Annotated in this window: 21 protein-coding genes; 8 read left to right on the top strand and 13 right to left on the bottom strand. The window is 67.9% G+C overall.

The window, feature by feature from the left end; all coding sequences use genetic code 11:
• Positions 1-5: 5 nt before the first annotated feature.
• On the bottom strand, positions 6-884 hold the full coding sequence (locus AC1RSI_RS01130; RefSeq protein ID WP_008262906.1) for a branched-chain amino acid aminotransferase: 879 nt from the start codon (positions 882-884) through the stop codon (positions 6-8).
• Positions 885-972: 88 nt separating this feature from the next.
• On the opposite strand from AC1RSI_RS01130, the gene AC1RSI_RS01125 reads away from it, so the two are divergent.
• The 3 genes from AC1RSI_RS01125 (at position 973) to AC1RSI_RS01115 (ending at position 3689) form a co-directional block, all read left to right on the top strand.
• A complete protein-coding gene (locus AC1RSI_RS01125) occupies positions 973-1704 on the top strand; it encodes a response regulator (RefSeq protein WP_369733943.1) in 732 nt (243 codons plus the stop codon).
• Positions 1705-1720: 16 nt separating this feature from the next.
• On the top strand, positions 1721-3088 hold the full coding sequence (locus AC1RSI_RS01120; RefSeq protein ID WP_008264280.1) for an ATP-binding protein: 1368 nt from the start codon (positions 1721-1723) through the stop codon (positions 3086-3088).
• A gap of 124 nt (positions 3089-3212) precedes the next feature.
• On the top strand, positions 3213-3689 hold the full coding sequence (locus AC1RSI_RS01115) for a hypothetical protein (protein ID WP_035305660.1): 477 nt from the start codon (positions 3213-3215) through the stop codon (positions 3687-3689).
• Positions 3690-3737: 48 nt separating this feature from the next.
• On the opposite strand, the gene AC1RSI_RS01110 is transcribed toward AC1RSI_RS01115, so the two are convergent.
• From AC1RSI_RS01110 to AC1RSI_RS01100, 3 genes are all read right to left on the bottom strand, one after another.
• Positions 3738-4544 (bottom strand): pyrroline-5-carboxylate reductase family protein, encoded by an 807-nt coding sequence (locus AC1RSI_RS01110; protein WP_035305663.1) that lies wholly within the window; start codon positions 4542-4544, stop codon positions 3738-3740.
• Positions 4544-5047 carry a type III secretion system chaperone family protein gene (locus AC1RSI_RS01105; protein WP_035305665.1) on the bottom strand — a complete coding sequence of 168 codons (504 nt, stop codon included), beginning with the start codon at positions 5045-5047 and terminating at the stop codon, positions 4544-4546. Before AC1RSI_RS01105 ends, AC1RSI_RS01110 begins: the two co-directional genes overlap by 1 nt.
• 76 nt (positions 5048-5123) lie before the next feature.
• Complete coding sequence (locus AC1RSI_RS01100; RefSeq protein WP_154725763.1) at positions 5124-5435, bottom strand: accessory factor UbiK family protein; 312 nt, start codon at positions 5433-5435, stop codon at positions 5124-5126.
• 175 nt (positions 5436-5610) lie between these two features.
• On the opposite strand from AC1RSI_RS01100, the gene lgt reads away from it, so the two are divergent.
• Genes lgt through pgeF form a run of 3 tightly spaced genes read left to right on the top strand, consistent with a single transcriptional unit; the run spans position 5611 to position 8329 of the window.
• Entirely contained in the window at positions 5611-6480 is an 870-nt protein-coding gene (gene lgt / locus AC1RSI_RS01095) for a prolipoprotein diacylglyceryl transferase (RefSeq protein WP_035305668.1), read from the top strand.
• Positions 6477-7562 (top strand): class I SAM-dependent methyltransferase, encoded by a 1086-nt coding sequence (locus tag AC1RSI_RS01090; protein ID WP_035305670.1) that lies wholly within the window; start codon positions 6477-6479, stop codon positions 7560-7562. Before lgt ends, AC1RSI_RS01090 begins: the two co-directional genes overlap by 4 nt.
• On the top strand, positions 7559-8329 hold the full coding sequence (pgeF, locus tag AC1RSI_RS01085) for a peptidoglycan editing factor PgeF (protein ID WP_035305672.1): 771 nt from the start codon (positions 7559-7561) through the stop codon (positions 8327-8329). Before AC1RSI_RS01090 ends, pgeF begins: the two co-directional genes overlap by 4 nt.
• Positions 8330-8525: 196 nt before the next feature.
• Here the strand turns inward: pgeF and lpxC are convergent, their stop codons facing one another.
• The 9 genes from lpxC to murC form a co-directional block, all read right to left on the bottom strand.
• Complete coding sequence (gene lpxC, locus AC1RSI_RS01080; RefSeq protein WP_035308931.1) at positions 8526-9425, bottom strand: UDP-3-O-acyl-N-acetylglucosamine deacetylase; 900 nt, start codon at positions 9423-9425, stop codon at positions 8526-8528.
• Between the two features lie 189 nt (positions 9426-9614).
• Complete coding sequence (ftsZ, locus tag AC1RSI_RS01075) at positions 9615-11210, bottom strand: cell division protein FtsZ (RefSeq protein ID WP_008261244.1); 1596 nt, start codon at positions 11208-11210, stop codon at positions 9615-9617.
• A gap of 527 nt (positions 11211-11737) precedes the next feature.
• Positions 11738-13030 (bottom strand): cell division protein FtsA, encoded by a 1293-nt coding sequence (gene ftsA / locus AC1RSI_RS01070; RefSeq protein ID WP_008263640.1) that lies wholly within the window; start codon positions 13028-13030, stop codon positions 11738-11740.
• Between the two features lie 59 nt (positions 13031-13089).
• Entirely contained in the window at positions 13090-13974 is an 885-nt protein-coding gene (locus AC1RSI_RS01065) for a cell division protein FtsQ/DivIB (RefSeq protein WP_035308928.1), read from the bottom strand.
• Positions 13962-14903, bottom strand: coding sequence for a D-alanine--D-alanine ligase (locus tag AC1RSI_RS01060; RefSeq protein ID WP_035308927.1), 942 nt, complete (start codon positions 14901-14903; stop codon positions 13962-13964). Before AC1RSI_RS01060 ends, AC1RSI_RS01065 begins: the two co-directional genes overlap by 13 nt.
• 87 nt (positions 14904-14990) lie before the next feature.
• Positions 14991-15899, bottom strand: a complete 909-nt coding sequence (murB, locus tag AC1RSI_RS01055) for a UDP-N-acetylmuramate dehydrogenase (RefSeq protein ID WP_035308925.1) — start codon at positions 15897-15899, stop codon at positions 14991-14993.
• Positions 15896-16291, bottom strand: a complete 396-nt coding sequence (locus AC1RSI_RS01050) for a type II toxin-antitoxin system VapC family toxin (RefSeq protein WP_035308924.1) — start codon at positions 16289-16291, stop codon at positions 15896-15898. The genes murB and AC1RSI_RS01050 overlap by 4 nt, the downstream gene beginning before the upstream one ends.
• A complete protein-coding gene (locus AC1RSI_RS01045) occupies positions 16291-16536 on the bottom strand; it encodes a type II toxin-antitoxin system VapB family antitoxin (protein ID WP_035308921.1) in 246 nt (81 codons plus the stop codon). The genes AC1RSI_RS01050 and AC1RSI_RS01045 overlap by 1 nt, the downstream gene beginning before the upstream one ends.
• Before the next feature lie 67 nt (positions 16537-16603).
• On the bottom strand, positions 16604-18016 hold the full coding sequence (gene murC / locus AC1RSI_RS01040; RefSeq protein ID WP_035308919.1) for a UDP-N-acetylmuramate--L-alanine ligase: 1413 nt from the start codon (positions 18014-18016) through the stop codon (positions 16604-16606).
• 279 nt (positions 18017-18295) lie between these two features.
• On the opposite strand from murC, the gene AC1RSI_RS01035 reads away from it, so the two are divergent.
• Both AC1RSI_RS01035 and AC1RSI_RS01030 read left to right on the top strand, forming a co-directional pair.
• Entirely contained in the window at positions 18296-20383 is a 2088-nt protein-coding gene (locus AC1RSI_RS01035; RefSeq protein ID WP_035308917.1) for a carbon starvation CstA family protein, read from the top strand.
• The gene (locus AC1RSI_RS01030; protein WP_369733635.1) at positions 20376-20639 is read left to right on the top strand and encodes a YbdD/YjiX family protein; all 264 of its coding nucleotides are present in this window, start codon (positions 20376-20378) and stop codon (positions 20637-20639) included. Before AC1RSI_RS01035 ends, AC1RSI_RS01030 begins: the two co-directional genes overlap by 8 nt.
• Position 20640 lies beyond the last annotated feature (1 nt).

Raw genomic sequence — 20640 nt, 5'->3', positions numbered from 1 at the left:
CCGCCTCAGGCCTGGCGGCGCACCAGCCGGCCGTAGGTCTCCATCAGGTCCAGCGACAGGGCGCCCGGCGTGAAGCGATAGTCGCCCACCTCGGCCACCGGCGTCACCTCGACGGCGGTGCCGGTCAGGAAGCACTCCGAGAAGTCCGACAGTTCTTCCGGCAGGATGTCGCGCACCACGACCTCGATCCCCTTGGCCTGGGCGATCTCGATCACCGTCTGGCGGGTGATGCCGTCCAGGATGTGCTCGACCTTGGGCGTGTGCAGCACGCCGTCCTTGACGAAGAAGACGTTGGCGCCGGTGGCTTCGGCCACATAGCCGCGCCAGTCCAGCATCAGGGCGTCGGCGAAGCCGTTCCGCTCGGCTGTGTTCTTGGACATGGTGCAGATCATGTAAAGGCCGGCCGCCTTGGCGGTCGTCGGCGCCGTCCTCGGATCGGGGCGACGCCACTTGGACCATTCCAGACGCAGGCCGCGCGCCTTGACCTCAGGGTCGAAATAGCTGGGCCAGTCCCAGACGGCCACCGCCAGATGGACCTTGTTGTTCAGGGCCGAAACACTGGTCTGTTCCGGGCCGAGATAGGCGACCGGGCGCACGTAGCAGTCCTGCAAGCCGTTTTTGGCGCAGGTTTCGTTACAGATGGCGTCGATTTCAGCGACGCTGTAAGGTATCTCGAAATCGAGCAGGTTCGCGGACCGCTTCAGGCGCTCCGAATGCGGCGTCAGCTTGAAGATTTCGCCGCCGTACATACGCTCACCCTCGAATACCGACGAGCCATAGTGGAGGGCATGGGTCAGAATATGCGTCTTCGTTTCCCGCCAGGGCACGAAATCGCCGTCAAACCAGATCCATCCATCACGATCGTCGAAAGGAACGAAGGCCATTGAAACACGTCTCCTGCAGAAGTCTGTCTGTTAGAGCTCCCCGAATCGCTCAGGTCAACGGCCGGGATCGGGAGAATTGCGGATGAGCATGGCCGAAACGCGCGCATATGGCCGCTCGGGTCCCATCGCCGGGCCGGGCGTGGGTCGCCATCTGCTGATCGTCGACGACGACGACCGCATCCGCGAACTGCTGAAGGAGTATCTGTCGCGCGAGGGTTACCGCGTCACCGGAGCCGCCCACGCGGCGGCGGCCAAGCGGATGATGGAGCTGATCGAGTTCGACCTGGTCGTGCTGGACGTGATGATGCCGGGCGAAAGCGGCCTGGACCTGACCTCCTGGGTTCGCGCCAAGGCCGAAACCTCCAAGACGCCGGTCCTGCTGCTGACCGCGCGCGGCGATCCCGAGGATCGGATCGAGGGGCTGTCGCGGGGCGCCGACGACTATATGTCCAAGCCGTTCGAACCGCGCGAACTCGTGCTGCGGATCGAGGCCATCCTGCGCCGCACGGGCGGCAAGCCCATCGGCCCGCGCGAGATCAAGCTGGGCACGGCCGTGTTCGACATGGAGCGGCTGGAGCTGATCCGCGACGGCGCGCCCCAGCGCCTGACCGAGGCCGAGGCCCAGTTGCTGAAGACCCTGGCGCTTCACGCCCACGCCCCGGTCGAACGCATGAGCCTGTCGCCCGACACGGCCGACATCACCGGCCGCGCCGTCGATGTTCAGGTCACCCGCTTGCGGCGCAAGCTGGAAGCCGACCCCAAGAACCCGCGCTATCTCCAGACCGTGCGCGGCGTCGGCTATATGCTCGCGCCCGACTGAGCCGGCGACGAACACCATGCGGCTGCTGCCCGCCTATCTGTGGCCGCGCTTTCTGAAGCGGCGCCTGCCGACCTCGCTCTGGGGGCGGTCGCTGCTGATCATCGTCCTGCCGGTGCTGGTCATGCAGGTGGTGGTGACCTGGATCTTCTTCGACGCCCACTGGCAGACCGTGACGGCGCGCCTGTCCGAGGGCCTGGCCGGCGATATCGCCTGGGCCGTTGAGAGCTATGAGGACGACCCCAGCCAACGCAATCTGGAGCGACTGGCCGATCGGGCCGAGCGATCCATGTCCCTGTCGATCGCGCTGCAGGAGGGCCGGACCCTGCCGACGGAACAGAGGCGCGGCCCCATCGGGGTGGTGGACCGCGTGCTGGACAAGGCGCTGGCGGCCCGACTGGACCGCCCCTACTGGTTCGACACCACCCGCTACCCCGCCTATGTCGACATCCAGGTGCAGGAGCCGCAGGGCGTGCTGCGCATCATCGCCCCGCGCGAGCGCGCCGTGGCCACCCAGGCCCACATCTTCGTGCTGTGGCTGACCATCGCCACCGTCCTGCTGATGGGGGTGGCGATCCTGTTCATCCGCAATCAGGTCCGCGCCATCGAACGCCTGGCCGACGCCGCCGAGGCCTTCGGCCGGGGCGAGACAGTGCCCCGGTTCAAGCCGCACGGCGCCCGCGAGGTTCGCGCCGCCGCCGTGGCCTTCCTGGCCATGCGCGACCGGATCCAGCGCCACATCGACCAGCGCACCGCCCTGCTCGCCTCGGTCAGCCACGACCTGCGCACCCCCCTGACCCGGCTCCGGCTGGAACTGGCCCTGGCCCCGCCGTTCAAGCGTCAGGCCGCCATGCGCGGCGACCTGGACGAGATGGAGCATATGATCGACGAATATCTGGACTTCGCCCGCGGCGAGGCCGGCGAACCGCCCCAACCGGTGTCGATCCTCGACCTGCTGAAGGCGGCGGGCGAAGACGCCAGGCGCGCCGGGGCCGAGGTCGAACTTTCGGTCGCCCAGGGCCTGACCGCCTCGCTTCGCCCGCTCGCCTTCAAGCGCGCCCTGGTCAACCTGGCCGGCAACGCCGCCTCTCACGGCGAGCATGTGCGTCTGTCGGCGCGGTCGCTGGCCTCGGGCGGGCTGGAGATCGCCGTCGAGGACGACGGCCCCGGCATTCCCGAAGATCTGTATGACGAGGCCTTCCGCCCCTTCTCCCGTCTGGACGAGTCCCGCAACCAGAACCGCAAGGGCGTCGGCCTGGGCCTGGCCATCGCCCGCGACGTGGCGCGCGGCCACGGCGGCGACGTCACCCTGGAGCGCAGCGACCTGGGCGGGCTGAAGGCGATCATCCGCGTGCCGGGCCAGGCGACCGTCGTTCCCGCCGCCTGACGGCGTATTTTTTGAACCAGGGCGCTGAAACGGGCGGACGGAGCGAGATTTGGATGTCCGGCGTCTAGCGGAACCGTGCAGGAAGGATCATCTTCATGCCGACAGGGCATGGAGACAAAACACGATGCGTAAACTCGCCTTCTTCGCCCCTTTGGCCGCGGCGCTCGCCGTCGCCGCCATGGCCCAGGCGCAAACCCCCACGGTCAACGTCACCGTCGGCCCCGAACTGCAACGTCAGATCGAGAAGCTCGGCGAACGTGAAGTCAACGAACAGATCGACGAATTGAAGGCTGAAGTCGGTCAGGCGCTGGAGCACCGCTATCCGGGCGCCACCGCCAATCTGGTCCTGGTCGACCTGAAGCCGAACCGCCCCACCTTCGAACAGATCCGCCAGACGCCGGGCCTGGACCCGATCCGCAGCGTGTCCATCGGCGGCGCGGCGATCAAGGGCGAGATCGTCACCGCCGACGGCCAGTCCCGGCCGGTGGACTTCTCCTACTTCTCGCCGAACATCCGCGACGTCTGGGGCTACGGCGTCTGGCATGACGCGGACCGCGCCTTCGGACGTCTGGGCGACCAGATCGAACAGGGCCGCTTCTGATCCCGCAGGCCTCTCTCCCGTTTCGCGACGGGAGAGAGGCGTCGGGTTTCAGCCCATCTCGCGGTTTCGCCGCACGGCCGCCGCGACCGTCTCGTCCAGCATCCGCGTCAGGCGGCCGTCCTTCGCCAGGGCGTCCAGCCCGGCGCGGGTCGAGCCGCCCGGCGAGGCGATACGGCCGATCAGGGCCTCCAGATCATCGTCGCCCATCGAATCCGCCGCCGACCGCAGGGTCGCTCGCGCCAGGACGTCGGCGGTCGCCGCGTCCAGGCCGCTGGCCTGACCCGCTCGGGCCAGGGCTTCGGTAAAGGCGTAGAAATAGGCCGCGCCCGACCCAGCCACCGCCGTGGCCGCATCCATCAGGGCCTCGTCCGCCAGAACGACCGTCTCGGCCATCGGCTCGAACAAGGCCCGTCCCAGCCCCTGGGCGCGATCATCCGCCGACCAGATCGAGGCCACGCCGCGCCCGCGCGACACCCCGGTCGTCGGCATCACGCGCACGATGGGCCAGCCGCCGATCCCCTCGGCCAGGGTGGGCGCCGTCACCCCCGCCATGACCGACAGGATCACGGCCTGATCGTTCAGGAAGGGCGCCAGGGGCGTCACCACCTCGCGCCAGATCGCCGGCTTGACCGCCAGCACGATCACACCCGCCTCCGTCAGGGCCTCCAGCGGTGGATTGATCCGCGCGCCCTGGGCCCGCGCCGCCTCGGCGGCGGGTTTTTCCGACGGACTGAGAATGATCAGATCGGCCGGCGCGACCGTCTCCGTCAGCAGCCAGCCTTCCAGAATGGCCGAGCCCAGCCGGCCGCAGCCCACCAGGACGACAGGTCCCCCGGACCGGACGGACCCCGCCATCAGGCGTTGCCGACGGTCTCGAACAGGCAGGCGTCGATGGCCTCCTGCGGCTTCTTGTTCCCACGCACCATGAAGTCGAACGCGGGGTAATAGCGATCCGCCGCCTCGATGGCCGCATCGATCATCGAGGCCGCCTGGGCCAGGGTCGGGCGCTCGCCCATCGGCAGGGCCAGCGAATGACGGAAGACGATCTCCCCGTCCTCGGCCCAGACCTCGAAATGCCCCATCCAGGTGCGTTGGTTGATCAGGCCGACCAGTTCATAGGCGGCCATCTTGCGGCTCTTGGCCACACGCAGATCCAGGGCGCAGCACAGCTGAAGGCAATCGCCCTCGGGCCGCCAGGCGAACCACAGCTCGTAATCCTTCCAGTCCCCCGCCAGGGCGAAGGCCAGGTCGCCGTCGTCGGTGCGGTCGAACGGGAGGTTCTCGGCCGTGAGGACATGCTCGACGACCTCAAGCGGGTCGAAGGGCGTGTCCATTTCCTCGGGCCGGGCGATGTCCATCAAGTCTCTCGATTCGCGCTGCGTCCGCGAGAATCGCGGCCGTTAACAGAGTGGTAAGCCTGTTCGCGGATTCGGCTCAACCGGCTGCGTCCCCGGGTTGAGTTCCATCTGTGGACGTTCCCGTCGCGAGCTTGCCGGAAGCCTTGGCGGCGGGCTTGCTGGCAGGTTTCTGGGCCGCCTTCAGTTCGGCGATCTCGGCCCGCAGGGCGGCGATCTCGTCCTTCAGCACATCGAATTCGTCGCGGCGGACCAGGTCCATCTCGGCGGCGATCCGGTCGGTCTGGGCGCGCCAGGCGGTCTTGGCCTCTTCTCCCGCCGCCTGGGCCAGGCCCATGGCGCCGGTGGTCAGTTTGGCGAACTCGTCCAGGATGGGATTGCGGGTCTGCATGGCGGTCTCCGACTTCAACGTCGTTAACGAAGCTTCACCGACTATGGTGAATGAAACCTTTCTTTCTGCTGCTTCGCGGACGCCATCAAGGCGTCGTGATCTTTCTTCACAGGCGACGCAGCCGGCGACGCTTGCTAAACCGCCCTTCTGAGACAGGCTTGCACAGGAACGCCCCTTGCCCTTTCCCGAATTCGATCCGGTCCTGATCCATCTCGGACCGCTTCCGATCCGCTGGTACGCCCTGGCCTATGTCGCCGGCATCGTCCTGGGCTGGTGGTACGCCGCCCGTCTGGTCAAGACCGAACGCCTGTGGGCGCCGGGCAAGCCGCCGATCAACACCACCCAGCTGGACGACCTGGTGCTGTGGATCGTGCTGGGCATCATCCTGGGCGGCCGCCTGGGCTACGCCCTGTTCTACAAGCCGATCATGTACGCCCAGTTGTTCACCGGCCAGACCCTGGGCGAGCGGTTCGAACTGTTCCAGCTCTGGACCGGCGGCATGAGCTTCCACGGCGGATTCCTGGGCGTCTGCCTGGCCATCTTCCTCTACGCCCGCGCCCAGAGGATCGACATGCTGCGCCTCGGCGACGTCATCGCCCCGGTCGTGCCCATCGGCCTGATGTTCGGCCGCCTGGCCAACTTCATCAACGGCGAGCTGTGGGGCCGCGAGACGACCGTCCCCTGGGCCGTGCGCTTCTGCAACGCCCGCATCCAGCAGATGTACGGCTTCTGTCCCGCCGGCGACGCCCCCCGCCACCCCAGCCAGCTCTATGAGGCGGGACTGGAGGGGATCGTCCTGCTGTCCATCCTGTCGCTGGGCATCTGGAAGTTCGATCTGCTGAAGAAGCCGGGCTATATCACCGGCCTGTTCCTGGTCGCCTACGGCGTCTGCCGCGCCGCGCTGGAGAATGTACGCGAGCCCGACTTCGGCATGCCCGACTTCCCCCTGGGCCTGACCATGGGGATGATGCTGTCCATCCCGATGATCCTGGTCGGCGGCTGGTTGATCTGGCGCGCCTGGAACCGGCCGCCCGTCCAGGCATGAGCGACGCCGAAACCCTGAAAACCCGTCTGGCGCGCGAGATCGCCCTGACGGGGCCGATGACGGTCGCCGACTATGTCACCCGCTGCCTGCATGATCCCAAGGGCGGCTATTACGCCTCGCGCCCTGCTCTGGGGGAAGGCGGCGACTTCATCACCGCGCCCCTGATCAGCCAGATGTTCGGCGAACTGATCGGCCTGTGGGCGGTCGAGACCTGGAACCGCCTGGGCGCGCCCGAACGGTTCCGTCTGGTCGAGGTCGGACCGGGCGACGGAACCCTGATGAGCGACGCCTTGCGCGCCGCCCGCCTGGTCCCCGGCTTCCTCGAGGCCTGCGACCTGATCCTGATCGAGCCCAGCGGCCCCTTGCGCCACCTCCAGGCCAAGGCCCTGGCCGGCGCCGACCTGTCGCCGCGCTGGGTGCGCGACCTGACGCGGATCGAGACCGACGCCCCGGTCATCCTGATCGCCAACGAGGTTCTGGACTGTCTGCCCGCACGCCAGTTCGTCCGCACCGATGGCGGCTGGGCCGAACGCCGCATCGGCGTCACCGACGACAACGACCTGATCTTCGGCCTGACCGCGATTTCGGGCGGGTTCGAAAAACCCGGCTTCGACATCGCGCCCGGCGAGGTGTTCGAGATTTCGGAACAGCAGGCGATCTTCGGCCGCGACCTGGCCGGGCTGCTGAAGGCCGCCTCGGGCGCCGCCCTGCTCATCGACTACGGCCGCGCCCGGCCCGAGGCCGGCGACACGCTTCAGGCCCTGCGCCGCCACCAGAAGGTCGATCCGCTGGACAGTCCCGGCGAGGCCGACCTGACCCAGTGGGCCGACTTTCCGCGCGTGCTGGAAGCCGCCGTCCGCGCCGGCGCCGATGTCACCGGTTGCCTGACCCAGGGCGAGTTCCTGAGACGGCTGGGGATCGAAGCGCGCGCTGAACGGTTGAAGGCGGGACGGCCCGACGCCGCCCCCGTGATCGACCGCCAACTGCATCGCCTGACCGCCGAGGACCAGATGGGAAGCCTGTTCAAGGCCGCCGCGATCTTCTCCCCCCGCACCCTGATCGTGCCGGGGTGGGACCTGTGAGCGACCCGGCCCCCATCACCCATCCGCTGCTGACCGCCGCCGGGTTCGACCACGGCTTCTTCACCCGCGCCGGCGGCGTCTCGACCGGCGTCTATGAAGGGCTGAACGCCGGCGTCGGTTCGAAGGATGATCCCGCATCCGTGGCCGAGAACCGCCGTCGCGTCGCCGCCCATTTCGGCGCCGACGTCAATCATCTGAACGGCTGCTACCAGATCCATTCCGCCGTCGCCCGCGTCGCCGACGGCCCCTGGCAGGGCGACCGGCCCGAGGGCGACGCCGTCGTCACCGCCGAACCCGACCTGTTGTGCTCGGTCCTGACCGCCGACTGCGCGCCTATTCTGCTGGCCGATCCCGAGACGCGGATCGTCGCCGCCGTCCACGCCGGCTGGAAGGGCGCCCTGGGCGGAGTGGTCCATTCGGCTGTCGCGGCCATGCAGGCCCTGGGCGCCGATCCCCGTCACATCCGCGCCGTCGTCGGTCCCTGCATCGCCCCCGCCAGCTATGAGGTCGGCCTCGACTTCCAGGACCGTTTCGCCCACCACGACCCGGGCAGCGAGCGCTTCTTCCACCCCGGCGAGACCGACGACAAACGCCGGTTCGACCTGCCCGGCTTCGTCCTGTGGCGCCTGCAACAGGCCGGCGTCGGCCAGGCCGTCTGGACCGGCCACGACACCTGCGCCGACGCGGCGCGCTTCTACTCCAACCGCCGGGCGTTCCAGCAGGGCGAACCGGACTTCGGCCGATTGATCAGCGTGATCGGGGTCTAGGCGCGCGCACGATAATTCTCCCTCCCCGTCCGGGGAGGGGCGTCGCGCAGCGACGGGGTGGGGGCGGCCCGGCACACAGGGACGCACTATTTCCGAAAAGATAAATCAGTGGACCGGCGCCCTGCCCGTCCCACCCGGCTTCGGCTGCGCCTTCGCCCCCCCTCCCCCGCTGGGGAGGGAAAGGCTGATGCGCTTGTCAGCCCGCCTGCGCCATCTCGGGCACGCGTGTGACCTCGCGCCACGCATGGGGCGCAGCCAGCAACGCACGGACCAGCTTGTTGTTGACCGCGTGCCCGGCCTTGTAGCCTTCGTAACGGCCCAGCACGGGCGCGCCCAGGACATACAGGTCGCCGATCGCGTCCAGCGCCTTGTGGCGCACGAACTCGCGTTCCATCCGCAGGCCGCCGGGGTTCAGGATTTCGTCGCCGTCGATGACCACGGCGTTCTCCAGCGAACCGCCGCGGGCCAGACCCGCCTGACGCAGGGCCTCGACCTCATGGGCGAAGCCGAAGGTGCGGCAGGCCATGATTTCCTTGCGGAAGGTCGGCTCGTCCACGACGAAATCGATGATCTGGTTGCCGATCACCGCCGAAGGGAAGTCGATCTCGAACCGCATTTCATAGCGGTCGCACGGCAACAGGGCCGCGTGCTTGTCGCCTTCGGTGACGTGAACCGTCTCCAGAATCTCGATATAGCGCTGCGGCTGCGCCTGGGGACGGAAGCCCGCCCGGTCCAGCAACTGCACGAACTCCAGCGCCGACCCGTCCAGGATCGGCAGCTCCGGCCCGTCCACCTCGACCACGGCGTTCGAAACGCCCAGAGCGCAGAAAGCCGCCATCAGGTGTTCGATGGTCGACAGCCGCACGCCGGCGGCGTTCTCGATCATGGTGTTCAGGCGGGCGTCGACAACGGCCTCGCCCGAGACGGGGATGCGGTTGTCGCGGTCGGTCACGTCGGTGCGCACGAAGACGATCCCCGCCCCCGCAGGCGCAGGACGAACCGCCAGCCGCACCCGGCGGCCGGTGTGCACCCCGACGCCGGCGATGATGGCCGGCGCGACGATGGTGCGCTCGTGATGGTCGTTTCTGACCGACAAACTCAAACTCGCTTCAATCTGATTGGGTCCCGCCTCTAAGTGCGGATTACGCCCCTCGAGTGATCTAGCCCTGCCCCCGCAAGTGCGAAATGAAAGTCGGGTTTCGGATTGTTTCGTTATGGGACCGTCGCAATTGAAAACGCCCCGAAGCCAGTGGCTTCGGGGCGCGGCTTTCAGAATTTCAGTCGGTCAGTTTGCGAGACGGCGGAGAAAAGAAGGAATCTCCAGGTCGTCGTCCGCATGGCCCGTCTCGGGCTCGGCCTGGGCCTGCGGCTGGGCCGCCGACCGCATCTGCGAGGTCGGACGGGGGCTGTAGGTCGGCTCGGGCTGCGGCTGGGCGCGCTTGCCGCGACCGAACAGGCTCCAGCCGCTGCGGCGGTGGTCACGGTCGTCATAGTCATCGACGGCCGGCTCGGGCGAACGGGCGGCGTATAGGTCGCCCTGGGGCTCGGGCGCGCGGCTCGACTGCGTGGCCGGCGCGCGGGTGGTTTCGTACTCCTCGACCCACGGATCGACGATCGGGTCCAGGGCGCGCGGGGTCGGTTCCGCGACGCGGATCACCGGCTCGGGCCGGGGCTCCGGCGCGGGAGGGGATTGAAAGCTGGGGACGACGGGGGCCGCCTCGATCCGGGGCTCAGGACGCGGTTCCGGCGCGCGTTCGGCGCGGACCGGCTCACGGTAGGGTTCGCGGGCGGGCTCGGGGGCACGCGAAGCCTGGGTTCCGTACAGGCCGCCGGCGGAACGGCGCGCGCCGTGATCCGCCAGGGGCGCGGTCTGGGAGGGCGCAGCCGGAGCCGAGGGTTCGGCGCGTTGCACGCCGCTCTCGTCCATGCCGGTGGCGACCACCGAGACGCGGATCTTGCCGTCCAGCGCCGGATCGAAGGCGGCGCCGAAGATGATGTTGGCGTCGCCGTCCACCTCGGCCGAAATGGCGTTGGCGGCCTCGTCGACTTCCAGCAGGGTCATGTCCAGACCGCCGGTGATGTTCACCAGCACGGCCTTGGCGCCCTTCAGCGACGTCTCGTCCAGCAGCGGGTTGGCGATGGCGTTCTGGGCGGCCAGCAGGGCGCGGTCGTCGCCGGAGGCCTCGCCGGTGCCCATCATCGCCTTGCCCATTTCGGACATGACGGCGCGGACGTCGGCGAAGTCGAGGTTGATCAGACCCGGCAGGATCATCAGGTCGGTGATCGACCGCACGCCCGAGTGCAGCACCTGGTCGGCCATGCCGAAGGCGTCGGCGAAGGTGGTGCGTTCGTTGGCGACGCGGAACAGGTTCTGGTTCGGAATGACGATCAGGGTGTCGACATAGCGCTGCAGTTCGGCGACGCCCGCGTCGGCCAGGCGCATCCGGTGACGGCCCTCGAAGGTGAAGGGCTTGGTCACGACGCCGACGGTCAGGATGCCGCGATCGCGCGCGCATTTGGCGATGACGGGTGCCGCGCCGGTGCCGGTGCCGCCGCCCATGCCACAGGTGATGAACACCATGTGCGCGCCTTCGAGGTGCTGATGGATCTCGTCGGCGGATTCCTCGGCGGCGTTCATGCCGACTTCGGGGTGAGCGCCGGCGCCCAGGCCCTGGGTGATGGTCTCGCCCAACTGGATGCGACGATCCGTCTTGGCGAAGCTGAGGTGCTGCGCATCGGTGTTGGCCACGACGAACTCGACCCCTTCAAGGCCGGCGTCGATCATGTTGTTCACGGCGTTGCCGCCGGCGCCGCCGACGCCGAACACGACGATACGGGGTTTCAGTTCAGTGTGTTGCGGCTTGACCAATGAGAGCGACATTTCTTTTCCGACCTTCCGACCCTGACCCCTTCAAACCGATGCGACCGCCCCGCCGAATCACATTGGTTATGAGCGTGTTAAGGATTGCACCCATGAGGGTTAAGAGAAGGTTACGGCGATAATGTGAGTCGGACTCGAGGAAAGCACAAACTGCGAGCTTGGCTGCAGTTTCTTCGAAAAACGACGACCTTCAGGAAAAAGGGCGGCCCGTGAGAGCAGCCCTTTCCTTATTTTAGAAAGACTGGACCTAGAAGCGAGCCGTCAGGCCGACCTGATAATAGCGTCCGGTGAGGTCATAAACGCCCACGCAGTTAGTGCACTTAGTGCACAAGGAGCGGCTCGCTGTCGAGCATTGCACACTTGGAGACGGGCGTGCAATCACGCGCGCCAATGCCGAAGCTGTTTTCCCAAGTTTAAGCCAAGGACAGATCATGAAGATACTGATCGCCAATGGTCAACGGCGCAAAGCTCTCGATGGTCGCTGTATTGCTGCGAAAGCCCAGTTCTGACAGCGATACCACCCGTTTTTATAGGTTGTCGCGCAACCAGCCCGCGACACGCCCTACCACATTGCCCCGATGGATTCTCGGCGCGTCCGCCGCCGTGATCTGCCGCGCCATAAGCTTCCGGGCGGACACGGCTTCGCGCGGGCCGTAGGCGGCGCGCAGCAGGACTCCGGCGGTGGCGCAGAAGGCCGGACCGGAGGCGGCGTCGGCCAAATGTGGCGCGCGCTGAGGCTTGCCCAGGCGGACCGGGCGGTCGAACACCCGCACAGCCAGCTCCCGCACCCCGTTCAGTTGGCTGGCGCCGCCGGTCAGGACCAGGCCCGCGCCGGGCTCAAGGCCCACGCCGGCGTTCTTCAGCCGGTCGCGCAGCAGTTCCAGCGTCTCTTCCACGCGCGGGGCGATGACGGTCTTCAGCATGGCGCGCGGGACGATGACCGGGCCGGCCGAGGCGTCCTCGCCGCGCGGCGGAGCCTCCAGCATTTCGCGGTCCTCGTTGGCGCTGGCCATGGCCGAGCCGTGCAGGGTCTTCAGCCGTTCGGCGCCCGCCTTGGACGTCGACAGGCCGCGCGCGATGTCCGAGGTGACATGGTCGCCGCCGACGTTCAGGCTTTCGATGTGCAACAGGGACCGGCCGCCCCAGACGGCGGCGCTGGTCGAGCCGCCGCCCATGTCGATGCAGACGGCGCCCAGGTCCATCTCGTCCTCTTCCAGCGCGGCCAGGGACGAGACGACGGGCGCGGCGGCCACGCCCTGCAGGTCCAGATGCGCCAGCTCAAGGCAGTGGCTCAGGGTCGTGAAGACATTCTCGGCCATGGACACAACCAGCAGGTCGAGCCCCAGCGAACCGCCGCGCATCGAACGCGGATCATGCACGCCGCGCGCGCCGTCCACCGACCAGGCGATGGGCAGGACGTGGATCGGGCGGCGGTTGGGCAGGCGGATCTGGGCCAGGGCCATGCCGATGGCGCGCGCCAGATCGGCGTCCCCGACCGGATTGGCGCCCAGAGACACCCGGGCCTGGACGCGGTGGCTGGCCATCTGGCCGATGGCGGTGGTGACGACGACGCCGGAGACCGGGCTCTGGGCCGCGCGTTCGGCCCGTTCGACGGCGTGGCCGATGGCCTGGGCGGCCTCGTCCATATTGATGATGGCGCCGCCCTTCACGCCCTTGGACTGGACATGGCTGGCGCCGGCGACGCGGATAGTGCGGTCGGCGTGCCGCACGCCGTCAGGCTTCATGATGAAGCACGAGACCTTGGACTGGCCGATGTCCAGGGCGGCGATCACGGGGGCGCGGCCGGCGCGGGGATCCATGCCCCGGCCCTGGTCATTCGCCGATCCGCGCTGCTTTCCCGCCATGTCTTACTGGTCCTTTAAGCGTCGGCGGCGGGTCGCACGGCGACCTCGTCCGGCGTTCTGAGATCGACCCGGGCGAAGCCCAGGTCGAGCAGGCGTTCGCGCTGATCCAGCGCATCGAGACGGATCAGGGCCGCCTCCTGTTCGACGGCGGGCAGCTGGATCAGGCTGCCGTCCTTCAGGCGCAGGTCCCAACGGCGTTCGTCCACCCGCACCAGGGCGTCCACCCGGCTCATCAGGCGCGGGCGCTGGGCCAGCAGGGGCAGGACCTCGCCGGCGGCCAGGTCGGCGCCCTTGCCCACGACGAGGGGCAGGGTCGGATAGCGGCGCGCGTCGGCGCCCTGGATCACCTGGCCCTGGGCGTCGATGACCTTGATCTGGCCGGCGTCCTGCCAGACGGCCAGACGACCGTGTTCCTTGATCTCGACGATCAGGGTGTCGGGCAACAGGCGCACCACGCGCGCCTCGCGCACCCAGCCGACGCCCTGCACGCGTTCGCGGATGGCGTTCAGGTCCAGACTGATGATCGGCTGGCCGGAATACAGGCCCAGGGCCTGCTGGATCGCCGGCTCGGCCTCGGCCGAGGCGCCGGTGATATGAACCCGCTTCAGCGTCAGCCCCATGCCCGCCGTCACCCCGTCGATCCCGTGCGAAACCGACTGGCCGATCCGTTCGGCGCGGGCGCCGGTCGCCAGAACCCCGATCACCAGCAGGGCGCTGGCGCCCAGGGCGATCATGACGGTGCGGGGTGAAACATCGATACGGCCGATGGCGGCCATCTTGCCGGGGATGGCGGACGCGGGCTTGGGCGCGCCGCCGCGTGGCCGCCCGCCCTTCTTGGAGGCGACGCCACGCGAGGAACCCGAACTCTGTCGCCGACCGCCGCGAACTACCGCGGGCATGAGGCGTCCTCCACCATCCACCGAACCAGGTCTTCGTAGCTCATTCCGGTATGGGCGGCCTGCTCGGGAGCGAGCGAGGTCGGCGTCATGCCCGGCTGAGTGTTGACCTCCAACAGAACCAGATCGTCCTTAACATCATCATAACGGAAGTCGCTTCTGGACACGCCTCGGCAACCCATGGCGACGTGCGCCGCCTCCGCCTGACGCAGGGCCGCCTCGAACACGGCGGGCGGCAGGACGGCGGGCAGGACGTGGACCGAACCGCCGGGCGCATACTTGGCCTCGTAGTCGTAGAAGCCCTTGGTCGGGGTGATGTCGGTCACGGTCAGAGCGCGCGGCCCGTCCGCATAGCCGATCACGGCGACGGCCAGCTCCTTGCCGGCGATATAGGGCTCGACCATCACCTGTTCGCCATAGCCCCAGCCGGGCTCGCCCACCTCGGCGACCGGCCGATTGGCGCCCTCGGTCACCAGATAGACCCCGACGGACGAGCCTTCGGCGTTGGGCTTGACCACATAGGGGGGCTCGATCACGTGGCGCGCCGCCACCTCATGCCGGTCGTACAAGCCGCCGCCGGGCACCTTGACGCCCGCCGCCTTCAGCACGGCCTTGGACCTGTTCTTGTCCATGGCCAGGGCCGAGGCCAGGACGCCGGAATGGGTATAGGGAATCCGCAGGGTCTCCAGCACGCCCTGGACGCAGCCGTCCTCGCCCCAGGCCCCATGCAGGCAGTTCAGCACCACGTCCGGCTTGATCAGACCCGACAGCACATTGGCCAGGTCGCGACCCGCGTCCACCCGGCTGACGCGCACGCCCTGCCGCTCCAGCGCCTGCGCGCACTGCTCGCCGGAGGTCAGGGACACCTCCCGCTCGGCGGAAAGACCGCCCATCAGGACGGCGACATGAAGGTCTTTGAAAGCGCGGGTCATGGGCTCTCCGATTGCGGCCGACTTGTTTAACAGGCCGTCAACCTTATCGCCCGCCCGGCGTGAAAAATGTGTGTCAAACCCCGACGATCAGAGGCGCCGGCCGATCCGCTTGATCTCCCAGTCCAGCTGAACGCCGGTCTTCGCCAGGACGTCGGCGCGCACCGCCTCGCCCAGGCCTTCGATGTCGGCGGCGGTGGCATCGCCGGGGTTGATCATGAAGTTGGAATGGAGGTCGCTGAACATGGCCCCGCCCCCGGTCTCCACGTGCAGCTTGCCGCGCCAGCCGGCCTCGTCGACCAGTTTCCATGACGAATGGCCGGGCGGATTCTTGAAGGTCGAACCGCCGGTCTTTTCGCGGATCGGCTGGGTGGTTTCGCGGCGGCTGGTGATCTCGGTGATGCGGGCCTGGACGGCGGCGGGATCGTCCGGCGTTCCGCGATAAGTCGCCTCGACCCAGATAATCTCGGCCGGCGCCTGCGAATAGCGATAGGTGTAGCCGAAGTCAGCCAGGGCGTAGTCGACCCGCTCGCCATACCGCGTCAGGCCCCATGCCGAGACCAGAACATCCTTGGTCTCCGATCCGTAGCAACCGGCGTTCATGGTCAGCGCCCCGCCGACCGTGCCCGGAATGCCGGCGTAGAATTCCAGCCCCGCCAGCCCCGCCTTGGCGCTGGCCTTGGCCACCATGGAGTCCAGCGCGCCGGCGCCGGCCGTGATCGTGTCGCCGTCCGTCGTCACCAGCGCCCAAGGCCGGCCCGCCAGACGGATCACCACCCCCTCGACCCCGCCGTCGCGGACGATGACGTTCGATCCGACGCCCAGCACGGTCACGGGGACGGACGGGTCCAGCGCCTTCAGGAAATCAGCCAGATCTTCGGCGTCCGCCGGAATGAACAGGGCCTCAGCCGCGCCGCCGACGCGGAACCAAGTGTAGGGGCCGAGCGGTTCGTCCCGCAGAAGCTTGCCGCGAACGGGGGGAAGGGTGATCTCGGTCATGCGGCTTCGATGTCGGTCCGGGAAAAGTCGTCGCCCTTGTACAGCAGGGGCGACCGCGCGTGGCGGGCGCAGGCATAGGCGAAACAGTCGCCGAAATTCAATGCCGCCGGGTGACGGCCCTTGCCGTATCGGACATGGGCGCGGATCGCCTCGTGTCGCACCTCGGCGTGAATGGCGACCACCTCGATATTGAAGGTCTTCAAGAACGCCTCAACGGCGACTTCGCTGTCGGTGATGTCCAATTTCAGCCGACGCGCGACCGCGAGGACCGCCTCCCAGACGGCCATGGGCGACGTCGTCCGAAGAGGATAGGCTTCCAGGCGCGCATAGAGTAGCCGCGCGTCGTCCTCGTCGGTCAGGATGGCCGTAAGCGCCGAAGCGTCCACGAACATCAGTCGTCCTCATAGAGGCTGTCGATCCAAGCCTTGTCCACCGGCTGGCCCTCGGCGAGGTCGCCCCGAGCTATTAGAGCGCGGGTGAAGGCAAGGCCGCGCTCGACAAAGTCGGACGAAGTCTCGACCTGCTCCAACTGACGGCGCAGCGCGCGGCGCACCGCCTCCGTCTTGCTGATCCCTCCGATGCGGCTGAGGCGTTCAGCCATCTGATCGACTTCCGGGTCCTTCACATAAAGCGCCACGACATCCTCCAAGGATATACCGTCACGCCATAATATATACTTTCGAACCCCCCGGACAAGCCGAGCCTCACCCCAACGCCTCCAGCTGCGCCGGCAGGCCATAGGCCCAGCTGGTGATGTCGCCGGCGCCCAGCAGCACGACCACATCGCCCGGCCGGGCCTCTTCCTTGATCAGGCGCGGCAGGACGGCGGCGTTCTCCAGCGCCTGGACATGGCGGTGGCCATAGCGGCGGATGCCGTCGGTCAGGGCGTGCTTGTCCACCCCTTCGATCGGCGGTTCCCCGGCCGGATAGACGTCGGCGACGATCACGCTGTCGGCGTCGGAAAAGGCGGTCGAGAACTCGTTCATCAGGTCGCGCAGCCGGGTGTAGCGGTGCGGCTGGACCACGGCGATGACCCGGCCCTCGGTCACCTGACGCGCGGCCTTCAGCACGGCGACGATCTCGACCGGATGGTGGCCATAGTCGTCGACGATGCGCACGCCCCCGACCACGCCGGTGGTGGTGAAGCGGCGCTTGACCCCGCCGAAGCCGGCCAGACCCTCGCGGATCGCCTCGTCGGACACGTCCAGCTCGCGCGCCACGGCGATGGCGGCCAGGGCGTTGGAGACATTGTGCCAGCCGGCCATCGGCAGGTGCAGGTTCTCGATCCGGTGGGTCTCGCCGTTCTGGATCACGACGTCGAAGCGGGCGCCGTCCGGCCCCATCTGGCAGTTGTCAGCCCGCACCATGGCCTGGGGATTGGTCCCATAGGTGACCAGCCGCCGGTTATCGATGGAGGCGACCAGCTTCTGCACCTCGGGATGATCCAGGCAGACGGCGGCGAAACCATAGAAGGGGATGTTCTCGACGAAATCGACGAAGGCCTTCCGCACCGCGTCGAAGTCGCCGTAATGGTCCAGATGTTCCGGGTCGATATTGGTCACGATGGCGACCGTCGATTTCAGTCGCAGGAAGCTGCCGTCGCTCTCGTCCGCCTCGACCACGATCCAGTCGCCGTCGCCGACCTTGGCGTTGGTGCCATAGGCGTTGATTATGCCGCCGTTGACCACCGTCGGGTCCAGACCGGCCGCATCCAGCAGGGCCGCGACCATCGAGGTCGTCGTGGTCTTGCCGTGGGTGCCCCCGACCGCGATCGAGAACTGCAGACGCATCAGTTCGGCCAGCATCTCGGCCCGGCGCACCAGGGGGATGCGGCGCTCGCGGGCGGCCTTCATCTCCGGATTGTCGGCCTTGACCGCCGTCGAATAGACCACCGCCGACACGCCCTCGCTGACGTGAGCGGCGTCGTGACCGATGAAGATCCGCGCGCCCAGCTTCTCCAGCCGTTCGGTGTTGGCGCTGGCCTTGGCGTCCGAGCCCTGAACCGAATAACCGATCTTCAGCATGATCTCGGCGATGCCGCTCATGCCTATGCCGCCGATGCCGACGAAATGGACGGGACCGAGGTCGAACGGGACGGGGCGAAGGCGAGCGATCATCCGATGCGCTTAGCAAGGGATCGGGCGGAATGCACGGGGGTGTCTGCGTCCAATTCCGACGTCGGGACGTGATAGGCGTCGCGCGGGAGAACGGGCATGACGGCGAACGCGGTTCGGTCGATTTCAGACTATTCAGACTATTCAGACCCTGTTTTTCGGGCACAGGGTCTGAAACGGCCGCCGCTCGGCCGCCTACGACTTTAGTCGATTGGCCTTGCGGAAGCTTGTCGTGCAAACAGGCGTTGAGTGACCGCCAGGCGGTCAGGCAGGAGTATTTTCGTGGGCAAACTCAGCACCCCTATCATCTTCGGCGTCATCGCCATTCTGGGGGCCGTCTCCCTCGGCGTCATCGCCCTGCACCAGGGGGAGAGCATCAGCGCGGTCTGGATGGTGGTGGCGGCGGTCTGCACCTACGCCATCGCCTATCGCTTCTACAGCCGCTTCCTGGCCAACAAGGTCATGCAGTTGCAGCCCTCGCGCCCGACACCCGCCGTCCGTCGCGACGACGGCCTCGACTATGTGCCGACGCCCAGGAACGTCCTGTTCGGCCACCACTTCGCCGCCATCGCCGGCGCGGGGCCGCTGGTCGGGCCGGTGCTGGCCGCCCAGATGGGCTATCTGCCCGGCGTGCTGTGGATCCTGGTCGGGGCGGTGCTGGCCGGTGCGGTGCAGGACATGATGGTCCTGTTCATGTCCACCCGGCGCGACGGCAAGTCGCTGGGCGACATGATCCGCACCGAGATGGGCAATATCCCCGGCATCATCGCCCAGGTCGGCGTCCTGATGATCATGGTCATCATCCTGGCCGTTCTGGCCCTGGTCGTGGTCAAGGCCCTGGCCGAAAGCCCGTGGGGAACCTTCACCGTCGCCGCCACCATCCCGATCGCCATCTTCATGGGCCTGTACACCCGCTATCTGCGGCCCGGCCGCGTTGGCGAGGTGTCGGTCATCGGCGTCGTCCTGCTGATCCTGGCCATCATCGGCGGCGGCCATGTGGCGGCCGACCCGTTCTGGGGCCCGGCCTTCACCCTGACCGGCCCGACCCTGGCCATACTGATGATGGTCTATGGCTTCATCGCCTCGGTCATTCCGGTCTGGCTGCTGCTGGCCCCGCGCGACTATCTGTCGACCTTCCTGAAGATCGGGGCCATCGTCGCCCTGGCCATCGGCATACTGATCGTGCGTCCACACCTGCAGATGCCGGCCGTCACCTCCTTCATCGACGGCACCGGCCCGGTCTTCGCCGGCGCGCTGTTCCCCTTCCTGTTCATCACCATCGCCTGCGGCGCCGTCTCGGGCTTCCATGCCCTGATCTCCTCGGGCACCACGCCCAAGCTGCTGGAGAACGAGAGCCAGATCCCGCTGATCGGCTATGGCGCCATGCTGTGCGAAAGCTTCGTCGCCGTCATGGCCCTGATCGCCGCCACGGTGCTGGACCCGGCCGTCTATTTCGCCATGAACAGCCCGGTCGCCATCATCGGCAATGACGCGGTCTCGGCCGCCGCCGCCGTGGCCCAGTGGGGCTTCCACATCACCCCCGGCGAGCTGGAGCAACTGGCCCGCGACGTGGGCGAGCACTCGATCCTGTCGCGCGCGGGCGGCGCCCCGACCCTGGCCGTCGGCATGGCCCACATCCTGTCTGGCGTCATCGGCGGCAAGGCGATGATGGCCTTCTGGTACCACTTCGCCATCCTGTTCGAGGCCCTGTTCATCCTGACGACGGTCGACGCCGGCACGCGCGTCTGCCGCTTCATGATCCAGGACCTGCTGGGCGTGGCCGTGCCGAAGATGCGCGAGACCAAGTCCTGGGGCGCCAATGTCGTCGCCACCGCCCTGACGGTCGGCCTGTGGGGCTATTTCCTCTACACCGGCGTGGTCGATCCCCTGGGCGGCATCAACAGCCTGTGGCCCCTGTTCGGCATCGCCAACCAGATGCTGGCCGCCATCGCCCTGATCCTGGGCACGGTCGTCCTGTTCAAGATGAAGCGCGAGAAGTTCGCCTGGGTCATGGTCGTCCCGGCGACCTGGCTGCTGATCTGCACCCTGACGGCGGGCCTGCAGAAGCTGTTTCATCCCGAGGTCCGCATCGGCTTCCTGGCCCACGCCCGCAAGTACCAGGAGGCTCTGGGCGCCGGCGAACTGATCGCCCCGGCCAAGACCGTGGGCGACATGCACCGCATCATCGTCAACGACTACGTCAACTCGACGCTGACGGCGGCCTTCCTGTTCGTGGTCGTGACCATGGTGGTCTACGGCGTCCTGGCCTGCCTAAAGGCCTATCGCAGCAACCGGCCGACCGTGCGCGAATATCCCGAGGCGCACGAGCTGACGGCGTCCGACGACGCGGCGGATATCGCCCGTGCCTAAGTCCGGGCTCCAGTCCGGGCCGGCTCCCGCCGCCACGCCGGACGACCTGCTCTGCCTGTGCCGCGACACCGCCTTGCGGTGGGGTCGCGGCGTCAAGCGGACGGCGGGGGCCATGATCGGCCAGCCCGACTACGACGCCTATGTCCGCCACGCGGCCACGACCCATCCCGACCAGCCCCCGCTGGACAAGATCGCCTTCTTCCGCCTGCACGAACAGCGTCGCTTCGGCGGCTCGGGCGCCTTCAAATGCTGCTGAT

The organism is Brevundimonas sp. GW821-FHT10E09, from assembly GCF_058809375.1.
Note: the sequence above shows the minus strand (reverse complement) of the source record. Positions and strands in the feature narration are given on the sequence as shown.